Annotated in this window: 12 protein-coding genes and 2 pseudogenes; 5 read left to right on the forward strand and 9 right to left on the reverse strand. The window is 59.3% G+C overall.

What is annotated here, in order from left to right:
• Positions 1-270: 270 nt before the first annotated feature.
• Genes gspF through gspG form a run of 8 tightly spaced genes read right to left on the reverse strand, consistent with a single transcriptional unit; the run spans position 271 to position 8,761 of the window.
• A complete protein-coding gene (gene gspF, locus ACZZ0B_RS12855) occupies positions 271-1,482 on the reverse strand; it encodes a type II secretion system inner membrane protein GspF (protein ID WP_463545380.1) in 1,212 nt (403 codons plus the stop codon).
• Complete coding sequence (gene gspE, locus ACZZ0B_RS12860) at positions 1,482-2,888, reverse strand: type II secretion system ATPase GspE (protein WP_463545381.1); 1,407 nt, start codon at positions 2,886-2,888, stop codon at positions 1,482-1,484. The genes gspF and gspE overlap by 1 nt, the downstream gene beginning before the upstream one ends.
• On the reverse strand, positions 2,885-3,238 hold the full coding sequence (locus ACZZ0B_RS12865; protein ID WP_463545382.1) for a hypothetical protein: 354 nt from the start codon (positions 3,236-3,238) through the stop codon (positions 2,885-2,887). Before ACZZ0B_RS12865 ends, gspE begins: the two co-directional genes overlap by 4 nt.
• Positions 3,235-5,622 carry a type II secretion system secretin GspD gene (gspD, locus tag ACZZ0B_RS12870; RefSeq protein ID WP_463545383.1) on the reverse strand — a complete coding sequence of 796 codons (2,388 nt, stop codon included), beginning with the start codon at positions 5,620-5,622 and terminating at the stop codon, positions 3,235-3,237. The genes ACZZ0B_RS12865 and gspD overlap by 4 nt, the downstream gene beginning before the upstream one ends.
• The gene (gspM, locus tag ACZZ0B_RS12875) at positions 5,619-6,167 is read right to left on the reverse strand and encodes a type II secretion system protein GspM (RefSeq protein ID WP_463545384.1); all 549 of its coding nucleotides are present in this window, start codon (positions 6,165-6,167) and stop codon (positions 5,619-5,621) included. The genes gspD and gspM overlap by 4 nt, the downstream gene beginning before the upstream one ends.
• Entirely contained in the window at positions 6,160-7,338 is a 1,179-nt protein-coding gene (gene gspL / locus ACZZ0B_RS12880; protein WP_463545385.1) for a type II secretion system protein GspL, read from the reverse strand. Before gspL ends, gspM begins: the two co-directional genes overlap by 8 nt.
• Positions 7,335-8,294, reverse strand: a complete 960-nt coding sequence (gene gspK, locus ACZZ0B_RS12885) for a type II secretion system minor pseudopilin GspK (RefSeq protein ID WP_463545386.1) — start codon at positions 8,292-8,294, stop codon at positions 7,335-7,337. Before gspK ends, gspL begins: the two co-directional genes overlap by 4 nt.
• Positions 8,295-8,302: 8 nt before the next feature.
• Positions 8,303-8,761, reverse strand: a complete 459-nt coding sequence (gene gspG, locus ACZZ0B_RS12890; RefSeq protein ID WP_007918211.1) for a type II secretion system major pseudopilin GspG — start codon at positions 8,759-8,761, stop codon at positions 8,303-8,305.
• A 147-nt stretch (positions 8,762-8,908) separates the two neighbouring features.
• Here gspG and gspI point away from each other — a divergent pair, with 147 nt between their 5' ends.
• The 4 genes and pseudogenes from gspI to ACZZ0B_RS12910 form a co-directional block, all read left to right on the forward strand.
• Entirely contained in the window at positions 8,909-9,283 is a 375-nt protein-coding gene (gspI, locus tag ACZZ0B_RS12895) for a type II secretion system minor pseudopilin GspI (protein WP_463545387.1), read from the forward strand.
• A 309-nt stretch (positions 9,284-9,592) separates the two neighbouring features.
• The gene (locus ACZZ0B_RS12900; RefSeq protein ID WP_463545388.1) at positions 9,593-10,696 is read left to right on the forward strand and encodes a hypothetical protein; all 1,104 of its coding nucleotides are present in this window, start codon (positions 9,593-9,595) and stop codon (positions 10,694-10,696) included.
• Between the two features lie 3 nt (positions 10,697-10,699).
• The gene (locus ACZZ0B_RS12905) at positions 10,700-11,269 is read left to right on the forward strand and encodes a LemA family protein (RefSeq protein WP_008087941.1); all 570 of its coding nucleotides are present in this window, start codon (positions 10,700-10,702) and stop codon (positions 11,267-11,269) included.
• A gap of 357 nt (positions 11,270-11,626) precedes the next feature.
• Positions 11,627-11,920 (forward strand): annotated as a pseudogene (locus ACZZ0B_RS12910) (GNAT family N-acetyltransferase); the annotation flags it as partial.
• Between the two features lie 9 nt (positions 11,921-11,929).
• On the opposite strand, the gene ACZZ0B_RS12915 reads toward ACZZ0B_RS12910, so the two are convergent.
• A protein-coding gene (locus ACZZ0B_RS12915; RefSeq protein ID WP_202949186.1) for an IS3 family transposase occupies positions 11,930-13,113 on the reverse strand; the annotation gives its coding sequence in 2 pieces (ribosomal slippage) (positions 11,930-12,849 and positions 12,849-13,113; 1,185 coding nt in all).
• Between the two features lie 60 nt (positions 13,114-13,173).
• On the opposite strand from ACZZ0B_RS12915, the pseudogene ACZZ0B_RS12920 reads away from it, so the two are divergent.
• A pseudogene (locus tag ACZZ0B_RS12920) lies at positions 13,174-13,368 on the forward strand (GNAT family N-acetyltransferase); the annotation flags it as partial.
• Positions 13,369-13,533: the final 165 nt, after the last annotated feature.

Consider the following 13,533-nt stretch of genomic DNA (forward strand, 5'->3'; position numbering starts at 1 on the left):
TGGATTGGGGGTTTGGCGGAATCGGGCTGGAGCCGTTGGCGGGTGGTTGCAGATGACAGAAAGGAGAACCCGAGGATGGGGGAATCGAGGGTCGGGTGATGCCGCAGTCCTGGGAAAAAATCTGGATTATTTATTGCCCCGACTGGCCCCATCGCTGGCAAGCCAGCTCCCACAGGTTTTCTGTTGTGACACAGATCGCATCAACAACTCCGCCCCCTGTGGGAGCTGGCTTGCCAGCGATGAGGCCAGGTCAGACACCATCAAAACCTGCTACTGGACCAATTGATTGATCTCAATGATCGGCAACAACACCGCCATCACAATCACCAACACCACCCCGCCCATCACCACAATCATCAGCGGTTCAAGCAGCGCCGTCATGCCCATTGCCCGGCGTTCGATATCGCGCGACAGGGTTTGCGCCGCGCGCTCAAGCATCGGAGGCAGCGACCCAGTCTTTTCGCCGCTGGCGATCAGGTGAATCAACACCGGTGGAAACACATTCTCCACGCGCAACGCTGCCGCCAGGTTCACGCCCTCACGCACCTTGGCCGTTGCTTCAGTGACACTCAAACTCAAGCGGTCGTTGGACAAGGTCTGCCGCGCCGCCTCCAGTGCGCGCAACAACGGCACCCCGGCGCCACCGAGAATTGCCAACGTTGAGGCGAAACGTGCGGTGTTCAGGCCCAGAATAAATCGCCCGAACAACGGCAACTTCAACACCCGATGATGCCAACTCAAACGTGCTGCCGGATTGCGCAGATACAAGCGCCAGCTCCAGAACGCGCCTGCGATGATCGCCGCACACAACCAGCCCCAACTGCGGATGAAATCACTGGCGTTGAGCATCGCCAGGGTTAATCCCGGCAAGTCCTGCCGCGCCTGGGAAAACGCACTGACCACCTGCGGCACTACGTAGCTGAGCAAGAAAATCACGATGCCGATCGAGACCAGCCCGACCACACCCGGATAGATAAACGCGGTGAGAATCTTGCCGCGCAGGTTATTACGCTCCTCGATGTAATCCGCCAGCCGCTCCATGACCTGCGCCAGATCGCCGGACTCCTCGCCAGCCGCAATCAGTGCGCGGTAGATCTCGGGAAAATCCCGTGGCCTTGCCGCCAACGATTCCGCCAGACGCATGCCGCTGCGCACATCTGCACGCACAGCGCTGAGGGTGTGGGCGATGTGTTTTTTCTCGGCCTGTTCGACTGTGGCGCTGAGTGCAGCTTCCAGCGGCAGACTCGCGCCCAGCAGACTCGCCAATTGCCGCGTGGCCCAGGCCAGATCGTTGTCCGAAAGTTTGGCGCTGAACAATCCACCACCGCCGTGTTGGGCGACATTGCTTTCCTTGTGCACCGACAGTGCGGTCAACCCGCGCCCGCGTAATGTTGTGAAAGCGGCGCTTTGACTGTCCGCCTCAAGGTGCCCGGATTCGATCTTGCCAGTGGCATCAGCAGCTTCAAAACGATAGCGATTCATCAGGCGTCCCGTGTCACACGCAAGATTTCTTCAGGGGCCGTGGCGCCGCTGCGAATCCAGCGCTCGCCGTCCTCACGCAGGCTGAACATCCCGGCTTTGGCCGCTGAGGCGCGCAAGGCCTGCTCCCCTGCCCCTTGATGGATCAGGGTGCGGATGTCGTCGTCGATGCAGAACAATTCGTGTATGCCGGTGCGGCCGCTGTAACCGGTTTGATTGCACGCCGGGCAACCCACCGGGCGCCAGGTGTCCGGTGCCGTTGGGTCTTCTTGCTTGCACTGATTGCACAGGCGTCGCACCAATCTTTGCGCGAGCACGCCGAGCATTGAAGACGCCAACAGAAACGGTTCGACGCCCATGTCGATCAAGCGGTTGACCGCCGACACCGCATCGTTGGTGTGCAAGGTGGCCAACACCAAATGCCCGGTCAGCGAGGCCTGCACGGCGATTTGTGCGGTTTCCAGATCGCGGATCTCACCGATCATGATGATGTCCGGGTCTTGCCGCAGGATCGCTCGCAACGCCAGGGCAAAGGTCATGTCGATCTTGGCGTTGACCTGAATCTGGCTGATGCCCGGGAGGTCGTATTCCACCGGGTCTTCCACGGTGAGGATGTTGCTGGTGCTCGCATCGAGGCGCGCGAGTGTCGCATAGAGGCTGGTGGTTTTGCCGCTGCCGGTGGGGCCAGTGACCAGGACGATGCCGTGGGGCTGGCGGATCAGGTGATCGAGTTTGGCCAATACTTGCGCATCCATGCCCAACGTTTCCAGGTGCAGACGCCCGGCCTGTTTGTCGAGCAGACGCATCACCACGCGTTCGCCGTGACCGGTCGGCACGGTTGAAACACGAATATCGATCGGCCGACCGGCCACACGCAGGGCAATGCGACCGTCCTGTGGCAGGCGTTTTTCGGCGATGTCGAGCTGGGCCATGATCTTGATCCGCGACACCAGCGCACCGTGCAACGCCTTGCGCGGCGAGACCACGTCACGCAGCGTGCCGTCGACCCGATAGCGCACCACCGAATGGGTTTCGAAGGGTTCGATGTGAATGTCACTGGCCTCGTCGCGCGCAGCCTGGGTCAGCAGCGCGTTGATCATGCGAATCACCGGCGCACCGTCCTGAGTGTCGAGCAGGTCGGTGATTTCCGGCATGTCCTGCATCAGCCGATCGAGGTCGACTTCGTTTTCCGCCGCCCCGACCACCGCCGCCGCACTGCCGGTGTCGGCGTAAGCGGCGGCTAGCAAACCATCCAGCTCATCATCGCGCACCCGCTGAATCGTGGTCGCAGCAAACTGCCGCCGCGCCTCACTGATCGACCAGCCCGGCGTCGACGGACACACCGTCAACACCCCATCACACAACAAAATCCGCTGCGCCTTGGCCCAGGCGTAAGGCAACACACTCATCTCAAACCCTCCAGATCCCCTGCGGCATTGCCCACCCGCCAACCCCATGTAGGAGCTGCCGAAGGCTGCGATCTGTTGATCTGGCTCTTCGACGGACCCAAGGGGCCAAAGATCAACAGATCGCAGCCTTCGGCAGCTCCTACAGGTCCGGTGTTGCACTCGATTGCTTTGGCAATCCGGTCCCCTGTGGCGAGGGGATTCATCCCCGATCGGCTGCGCAGCAGTCGCAAATCCGAAACACTCGGCATGTCTGAAAAAATGTGGTTGCAGGTTTTGGGGCTGCTTCGCAACCCATCGGGGATGAATCCCCTCGCCACAGGGTTATTTTTCAGATTGAGGGTCGGTTTCAAAAGCGCGTGCTCCCTTCAATTGGCACGGCTTTTATCGTGGCGCGTGGGCCTGCGGTAGGCGCCACCGCCGGCACGCCCTGTGCCGCCGTCGGCAACTGCGGCGCCTGCATGTCCGGCATTGCCCAGCTGCGTTCCGGCTGCAAACCGCCCTGGGCGCGGCGCATGAAGTCGTAGCGGTTGAGCGTGATGCTGCGCCCCGCTTCGCTGTCGCGGATGATGTACGGGCGCAGGAACACCATCAGGTTGGTCTTGGTGATCGCCCGGCGCTCGTTGCGAAACAACGCACCAATCCCCGGCAGACTGCCCAGCCATGGCACCGCGTCGTTGCTCTGACTGTAGCCATCCTGCAGCAACCCGCCGAGCACCATGATCTGCCCGTCATCCAGCAGAATGCTGGTATCAATCGCGCGTTTGTTGGTGACAATCCCCGCCGACGCCGCACTGTTCGAGGCGCGTTCATCAATGCTGCTGACTTCCTGATAAATATCGAGCTTGACCGTGCCGCCCTCGGAAATCTGCGGGCGCACGTTGAGCTTCAAGCCGACCTCTTCTCGGGTCACCGTCTGGAACGGGTTGTTGCTGGTGCCCCCACCGCCAGTCACGTAACTGCCGCTGACAAACGGAATGGTCTGGCCAACAAAAATACTCGCCGCTTCGTTGTCCAGCGTCAGCAGGTTCGGCGTCGACAGCACATTGGTGCCGCCCTTGCTCTTCAACGCCCGGGCCAGCACTTTCAGGTCGAGAATCTTGCCGATCCCCGGAATATCGACGGTGCCGTTGACGTAGCCCAGGTTCAAACCCTGCGGCAACACGTCGATGCTGGTCTTGCCGGTGACGTTGATCCCCGAACCACCCAGATTCGCGCCACCGATCACGCCATTACCCCCGAGGTTGCCGGTCTGCCACTGCACTCCAAACTCACTGGCATCGTCCTCGCCGACTTCGACGATCAGGCTTTCGATCACCACTTGCGCGCGGCGTTGGTCAAGCAGATCGATCACCTCACGCAAGTTCCGATACAACGGCTCCGGCGCAGAAATCAGCAAGGTGTTGGTGGTGGCGTCAGCCTGAATGGTCACGCCACCGGCGCTGAAAGCGACGTTCTGTTCACTATTCTGCGCGCCGCCACTGCTGGTTCCGCCGCCACTACTGCCCTGCGCGTAACTGCCGCCCGTGCCGCCGCTGCTGTTAGTCGATGTTGAGCCGCTGCTTTGCGTACCGCTCTGGCCATTCTGCCCAGCATTGCCACCGGTGCTGCCACCCATCGCACTGAGCACCGATCGCGCACTGTCGCTGGTGCCGCTGTCACTCTCTCCCGTGAGCAAACCCCGCAAAGCCTGCGCCAGTTTCGCAGCCTGCGCATTACGCAGATAAACCACATGCAGATTGCTCGGATTGCTCTGCGCGTTATCCAGTTTGTAGATCAGATTACGCGCCAGCTCGGTACGCTCCGGACTGCCGGCACGAATGATGATGGTGTTGGAACGCGGATCACCAATCACCGCAATTTTCTGCGTCGGATCATTGCCCGGCGCATCCAACAAATCCGCCACCATCGGCGCAATGTCAGCAGCGATACCGTTCTGAATCTGCACCACATCGGTGTCAATCGCGCTCGGCGAATCAATGCTCGCAATCAACTGCGCAACGCGGGTCAGGTTCTCCGCGTAATCGGTGATGACAATGGTGTTATTGCCCGGATAGGCATTGATCGGATTGTTCGGCGAAACGATCGGCCGCAGCACCGGAATCAGGTTCACCGCGTTCTCGTATTGCAGACGAAACGTGCGCGTGAGCATGCCATTGCCCGCCGGTTTGTCAGCGCTGTAAATCGGCCCACCCAAAAGTTTCGCATCCGCCTCCGGCACCACCTGCGCCACACCGCCGACATCAACCACACTGAAACCCTGCATGCGCAGCGCCGCCAGCAGCATGTCGTAAGCCTGCCGCGCAGGCACCTGACCTTCGGACACCAGCGTCAACGTGCCCTTCACCCGAGGGTCGACCAAAAACTGCTGCCCGGTGGAACGCGACAACGCCCGCACCACCGCTTGAATATCGGCGTCGACAAAATTCAGCGTCACCGGTTGATCGCCCAAAGGATTACTCGCCAAGGCAATGCCCGATGACGCCGCCGCCCCACTGCGCGCACTCTTGCTGATGTTGTGCAATTGCTTCGGCGCCGGTCGCGCCTGGGCCTGCGCACGTTCGCGGTCGAGCACCGCGTCGCCGCTGCGCTGGGTGTTGGCCAGCGGCCGGCCCAGTTCACTGTCGACCAGCAATGGCGGCTGGTTCTGCAGTGTGGTGGTGTTGCTGCACGCGCTCAACGCCATCAGCAGCATCGGCAACGCCAGACGTGCCGGTTTGGATCCTGACCCCTTCATGAAGCTTCCTTAGCGCCCAGCGCCTGATCCATGCGAACGGTGCCTGACAAAGTGCCGGCAGTGACTTCGGTCGAGGGGTTGTCTGCGCGTTGCAAACGGGCCTCGACCACTTGCAGAGAAAGTTGTGCCGGGTTGCTCAACAGCCAGTCGAGCACGGCGTCGGCCGGCGCCGCGTCGAAGGTCAACTGCCAGGCACCGGCCTCCCCGGCCTGCAATTGATAGTGCCCGGCCAGGCCGCTGGCTTGCAGAGTCTGCTCCAGCGACTGCGCCACGTTTTGCCCGTCCGGGCGCACGCTGACTTCACGCAGCAGCACTTCCAGCGCTTCGGTCTGCGCACGCAGCTTTGGCGTCTCCGCTTGCCAATAAGTGATTTTCTTCAGCGGCGGCTGGATCAGCGCGACCCACAGCAGCAAGCCGATCAGCGCAACGGCCATGCCGGCGACCATGCGTTTTTCGCGCAACGCCAACGGCTGCCAGCGCGCCTGCACCTGAGCGTTAAAGCGTTGCCACTTGGCGCGGTACAGCGCGAGCGAGGCCCTATTCATCTTCTTCTGCTCCGCCGCTGTCATCGCTCTCGCTTGGGGTGGCTTCAGTGGCCGGACGCAAAGTCCAGCCCTCGTCATCTGCCGTCACGCTGATACCGGCCTGGGCCAAAGTGCTTTGCCACTCCTGATCATTGCCGCCGCGACGGGCATCGCTCAGCAGACTCAGTTGCAAGACACCGTCGACAAACGCCAGCCGCTCGACACTGCCGGCCATCGACGGCATGCCGCTGCCCGCCTGCAACACCAGCCGATTAAAAGTCTGCGCCGGATCATCCGCCGCGCCCTTCTGCCGCGCCGCCAGTTGCTGACGGGCCTGTTGCAGCGGGTTGAGGATCACCGGCAACTCAGGGAAGGCCTGTTTTACCCGCAGGTTCATCTGGGTTTTCAACTGCTGACCCTGCCCAGCTTCGCGGGCGGCATACAGGTTCAAACCGATCACCCACACCGCCACGGCCAACGCCGAAAATCCAATGGCTCGGCCCCAACCGCGATGCTCGGTGTTCTGCGTTTGCACCGCGCCGTGCAGCCCCCAACCGGGCAACGGCCCAGTCCAGCGCTGCGCATCACTCATCGGCAATTCAGCACCCGGCGGCGGTTGATCGCCGATCCAGTGAAGAGTCGCACCCGGTTCCCAAACAACACCGTCGAGGCCGTCATCGAACAACGGCTGCACCCGCGCCGCTTGCACACTGTCACGCAGCAATAAATGCCCGTCCTGCACGCAAGCAACGGTGCCGGGCAACACAGGCAAACAGTACGGCGCCGGGTAGAGTCCGCGCAGGTTCAGCCCAGCACTTTTCAGCAACTGACCAAAACGCAACAACGCCTGCCGAGGCGCCCAGGCGATCTGCACCTGCCCGGCCTCGTCCCGCGAGCTGTGCGCAATGTGCATCTCGCTGCTGTCGCCCAGCATCAACGCCTGCGCCGCACACTGCACCGCCGCGACAATCTTGTTGGCGGGCAACGGCGGTAAATCGAGACTCGCCAACAGGCTGTCAGCCGGGTGCAGAAAACACACCAGCGGTGGCAGTTTCGACTGCTGGCCCAACTGGCTCAGACTATGGCGTTCTTCCCGCGTGACCTGGCCTTGACGATCCAGCCAAGCGCAGTGCAATTGACTGTGCAGATCCAGTTCCGCCAACGGCGGCAACGCCACTTTCAACTGACTCATACGCCCACCCGCGACCAGATCACCTGCGGCAAGCGGTCCTCGCTGCGATGCAACAACGCCTCAAGACTGACCCGCCGCTGATCGCGTCGCGCCTCGCCGCGCAGGCGAAACCAGTCACTGGTGATGCCGACTTTGACGCTGGTCAACTCCAGTTGCGGCATGCGCAAACGGTTGAAGAAATCGCCACGGTTGATAAACCAGCGCCCGGCATCACGCTCGGCGATCAACGCATTGGCACGCTCCAGCGACAGCCCCGGCACATACGCAGCCAAGACCGGCGCCGTGGCGGTGTTGCCGTTGAGCCAGGTCGTCGCCGGAATCACCGTCAGGTACGGCGCCAGTTTGCCCATCACCGCCTCATTCACGCCGTCCAGGCTGCGCAAATCATCAAGGCTGCGCAGCATCGGCATTGTCGGATTCTGCGGTTTGTGTGAAGCGTTGGGCGACGTCGCGCGACCGCTGTCGAAACCACTTTTCGGCGCCTCGGCCATCTGCGCATTCAGCAGTCGCGGGTACGAAGCAATCACCCGCTGACTGATGCGCTGACTCAACCCGGCACTGACCCCGATCAACTCGCACAAGCGCTGAAACGCCGCGACCTGCGCCTCATCAACCCGCTCGTTGGCCACCAGATTGCGCAGGTTGAATTTGCCCTGCTCATCCTCCAGCCGCCCTTCAAAACCTTGCGTGGAGAGACGCTTCGCCCACGGCTGATCGAGCCGGGTCAACGGGTCGCGCTGACGGTCGTCCCAGAGCAATTGTCGGCTGATCTCCAACCCGCCCTGCACCAGCCAACGCCCCTGCACACGCTGCTGATCCGCCTCCAGCGCACGGGTCGACACGCTCTGGCGCGTCAACATGCCCGCCGCAATCACCGCCACCACGGCCGCAATCAACAACGCGCTGATAATCGCCATACCCTGTTGCTTCGCCCCCTCAGGCGAGCGGCTGTTCATGGCCGGCCTTACAACTGCCAGGAACCGATATCGGCATTCACGCCGTCGCCGTCAGGCTGACCGTCGGCACCGAGGGAAAAGATGTCGATCTCGCCATTGGCGCCGGGGTTGAGGTACTGATAAGGACGCCCCCACGGATCGTTCGGCAAGCGCTCCAGGTACGAACGCCAATTGCTGTTCTTCGCATCCGCCGGCCGCTCCACCAACACCTTCAGCCCCTGATTCATGCTCGGGTAAGTGCCGTGATCGAGGCGATACAACTTCAACGCCTGCATCAACCCACCAATGTCCTGCTTCGCCGCCGTCGCCCGCGCCTGATCCGGCCGGTCGAGCACCTTGGGCACCACCATCGCTGCCAAAATCCCCAGAATCACCACGACCACCATGATCTCGATCAGGGTAAAACCCTGCTGCCCACGCGGCGTGCGCAACGGTTGCTGAAGCGATTTGAAAGGTGCGATATCCATCTCGACAATCCCTGGCTTGATTCGATTCGACGCGCAGTGTTGCAAGAAGATATGTCAGTGATGTTGAAAATCCTCGGGTGTTTTCGTCGTCAAGCCGTCAAGCACGGGGGTTAGCGTCGACGGCTGGGTTTTGGTTTTGGGCGGTTTATGCGTGCGCGTTCGCGGGAAGACGGTTTCACATTGATTGAAGTGCTGGTGGCGCTGGCGATTATTGCCGTGGCGATGTCGGCGGCTGTGCGCGTGGCGGGGTTGATGACGCAGAGCAGCGGGATTCTGCGGGATCGCTCGGTTGCAATGCTGGCGGCGCAAAGCCGCATGGCCGAGCTGCGCCTGGAAGGCAAGTTGCCGATGGGCATGAAAGCGCAGGACTGCGATCAGGGGCGGTTGTTGCTGCGCTGTGAACAAGTGATCGCGTCGGCAGAACATGGTCGATTGCTAAAAATCGGCATCCAGGTATTCGACCGTAACCAGGATGCACCGCCCCTAGCAAAACTCGAAACCCTACTAAACCACCCCCTGTAGGAGCTGCCGCAGGCTGCGATCTTTTGATCTGGCTTTTAAAAGGCAAAATCAAAAGATCGCAGCCTTCGGCAGCTCCTACATGAATATCTTGGGCAGCGGAAACAGCGCGTGTGCTTCGCTTTAACAGGGGATTGCCTGTCGCAATGCTCGACCATTGCCAACGCTTGCTATCCACCAGAAGCAGTGATGGCACAACAATGGTATCGTCCACTCCTTTTCAACATTTCTGACAGTTTATGAACAAAGCCAAATCCTCAATCCAGGCCGTTGCTCGCGCATCAGGCATCCCTGAATCAATGGATACCTGACATGGCCAACACATCGCAGAACGCGAAGTTAAACAAGTTGCTGGCTGACAGCGAAGCCAGTCTTGCCACGGCTCAATCCAATACCGACCTATTGAAGACGATCCAAGAGTTCGTCTCGTACAACGGCCCGCTCAAATTCAGTTTCACACGCGCATGGTGGTTTTTCGGCGCGGGCCTGCTATTGATCGCGAGCGCGGTGGCCTTTCCCAAGTATGCGAACACCTACACCGTCGCTTCTTTTTTTTACCGTCTGCAAATTGACCCCGACTTGTTCCCCGTGATCCTTGGTGTGCTCGGCATCGTTTCTACCGGTGGAAGTCTGGCATGGATGAAGACCAAATCTGATCGTTTGCCTTCACTCAGTAGCAGAATCGCTCGCCTGTCATCCTACTTCCACAACGGATTGACCCGCCTGGCAGAAGACCCGCGCTATACCCTCAGCAAGTTGGATGCGCAATTTGCTGATTACCGGCGGGGTAACTACAGCCGCGAATTGCTGCAGTCGATGCAGGGTGTATTTACCGGCCCGCTGCACAACCTCGCTTACGAGTACCACCGCCTGCACTACGTCGACAAACGAAAGGTAAAAATCACCGTTAACGACGGCAAGGGAGGCACTAAAACAGAGACTCGAGTGGTGTATGACCACTACGACCGCTACAGTCTGGTCATCGACTTTCCGTGGGTCACCGGCGTATCGGTCAGAACTGACGGGCAATCACAAAACGACTATCCGAGCCGCATGGACACGGCGTCTCCGGATTTTAATAAAGCGTTCCGTTTGACCGGGCGCAGCGAGATGACCTGTGCGAAGTTCATCAAACCTTCGACGGTGCTGCACTTGTTGAAGGTATTCAACGTACTCAAGGTTCCGAACCTGGAGTTCGCCGACAGTGGAAAACTCTGCCTCAGCTTCGCCAACAGCGACCTGCTCACGTACGGTACTCAATATTCGCTGTCTTCACCCAACGAGTTTTACGCAGAAATTGCTGCGGGTGTCGAACTGCCGGGCCTGGTGTCTGCACTCCAATGGAGTCATGCACTCAGTGAACTGCACGATGACAACTTTGCCGCCTCTCCCCTAACAAGCCGCCAAGAGAAGTAAGACATGGACACTACACTCACCCTCGCCATTGTTATCGCTGTAGTCATCATCGTAGCGGGCGTCGTCATCTATAACGGCATTGTTGGCGGTCACAACCGAGTCCAACGTGCCTGGTCGGACGTCCTCGTTTACGAACGCCAGAAGACCAAGGTGCTCGACCAACTGCAAAAAGTGCTCGCAGACTTCATGGTCTTCGAGTCCAGCCTCCTCGAAAAAATCGCCGGCCTGCGCAGCGCGATCCACAGCCTGCCTGCTGGAGCGGACGGCAATGCCCTCGCGACAGTAGAAACCGCTTCAAGGGAGCTGATGGGTGGCTTGCGCGTCACCTTCGAGGCTTACCCTGACCTGAAAGCATCTGAATCGGCGAACAACATGATGCGTGAGATTACCGAACAGCAAGAAAACGTCGGCGCGGCCATCACCATCTACAACCGCAACGTCGAACTGTTCAACAACTCCATCGAAATGTTCCCAGGCTCCGTCGTCAACAGCCTGTTCAACAAGAAATCGCCGGTAATACCGTTCTCCGATACCGAAGCATCGCAAGGCTTCTCCTACACCCCGAATTTCTAATTCGCACAATACGTCGACCATCACCCATGAGGGTGATGGTTCGCCCCCCTACCTCAGCCGAACAAAATATCCGTACCGACCCAACCCCCCTGTAGGAGTGAGCCTGCTCGCGAAAGCGCCAGAACCAACACCGCTCAATCACCCAGTGATCCCGCCCCCCGCATATCTATCGGAATCTTCATTGCGTCTCGGCCCCCACCACAGATCCGTCCCCTTGCCTCAACAGACGTAAGCGTCCGGCGAACACATCCCCCTGAAGCTGACAAGGAGCCATCGCCTCCCCTGAACCGAGGCCGCAGTGGTTATGCGGATGCTGTTCTCTATAATCACCGACCGGCCATGTTTAGGGTGCTCGTTATGCCAGCCTCCGCTGATCAAAACTCCGCTGTCGTTTTATGCGCAGCGTCCAATAACGACCTGGAAGATCTGGTAGCCATAAGGATTGAGGCCATGCGCGAGAGCCTTGAACGGCTTGGACGATTTAACCCGGATCGTGCGCGCGAACGATTTCTTGCTGGGTTCGACGCTAACAGCACACGCCGCATAGAAGTCTCAGGTGATCTGGTCGGTTTTGTCGTAATCAAAGACCAGCACAGCGAGCTGCTGCTTGACCACTTGTATGTGATACCCAGTGCTCAAGGAGCAGGAATCGTGCAGTGGTCAACTAATTCCGGACACCTCGATAGGTGGTTTTGACGCCATCGCCCGCTCATAGACTGTCGGTGGCAGATATCCCAGTTTCGAGTGAAGCCGTTCGTTGTTGTAATACCCAACGATGTACTCGGTGATGTCGCGGATCGCTTCGGTATGATTGGCGTAGTCACGTCGCCATACCCGCTCCATTTTCAAGCTCAGGAAGAAGCGTTCCATCACCGCATTGTCCCAGCAATTACCTTTACGGCTCATGCTCTGCTGCATGTCGTTTCTTGCCAGTAACTCTCTGTAAGTTGCACTCGCGTATTGGCTGCCACGATCCGAGTGGGCAATCAGGCCTGGCGGCGGTTGGCGCTGTGCGATGGCCAGTTGCATCGCAGTGCACACCAGCTCTGCCGGCATGTTCGGAGCCATCGACCAGCCCACGATCTTGCGTGAAAACAAGTCCAACACCACGGCCAGATACAGCCAGCCACTGCGGGTGCGGATGTAGGTGATGTCTGCCACCCAAGCCTTGTTTGGCGCCGCCGGATCAAATTTTCGGCTCAGTACATTTTCGGCAATCGGCAGATCATGATTGCTATCGGTCGTGTGCACAAACTTGCGCTTCCAAGCCGAACGTAGCCCATTGGCACGCATCAAACGGCGGATTTTATACAGCCCAACAGACAGGCCTTTGCCGCGCAAAGCGTCGCGCAAGGGCCGGCTGCCGTAGCAGCCACCACTCTCGGCAAAAGACGCCTTGAGTTGCACAACGACAGGACAACTCTGCCGGACGGGCGCATCAGCACGCTTTTGCGACTCATAGAAGCCCGAGCGACTGATGCTCAGTAACCGACAGACATGTGTCACTGAGTAGGCCTTCTGTTGCAGCTGCCGAACCAGTCGATACCTTACTTCAGCTCGCGGGCAAAGAAGGCCGTAGCCTTTTTTAAGATGTCGTTATCCATCTTGAGCTGGCGATTTTCCTGTTCCAATTGCCGGATGCGCTGTTGCTCTGCCGTCAATGGCTTGCCGATTCCGGCCTGCCCCAGTTGCTCTGCCTCGTACTGTTGAACCCAGCGTCGAACGGCTGTCTCACCAATGTTCAAATCTTGGCAAACCTGCGTAACGGTTAGCCCCTGATCCTTGATCATCTTCACGACTTGCAGCTTGAAGCTGTCGTCGAATGCCCTGCGTTTTTTGGTCATGAATAACTCCTCGATAGATGTATTTTCCACCTATCGGGGTGTCCGGGGAAATTAGACCACTGCATCGGCTCTGAAGTGCTTACTCGGATTTTCAGAGAGGCTGATGAGATCGGGCGTCCCATCAAGGTGGGTGCACTCAAGGAAAGCGCTTCAAATCGCTTCTACACTCGCCATGGCTTCGTGTTCGTCGAAAGCGGTGAATTCGATAATTATTATGTCCGGGCTAACGGTAATGCCGTTGATTTGAGCGACTAGGCACATCTTGATACGGTGCCCCGTCAGGAACATTCAAAGGTACGGATGTATTTTTCAAGAATAAATCCAGGTCCTTTTCCTGAAAGCCACAATCGCCAAAATCTTTCAGGTCGATATACCCCGCAAGACAACTCGGTCGGCCCCCTCTCCCTCCGGGAGAGGGCT

The sequence above is a fragment of the Pseudomonas sp. AC247 genome, from assembly GCF_979258015.1.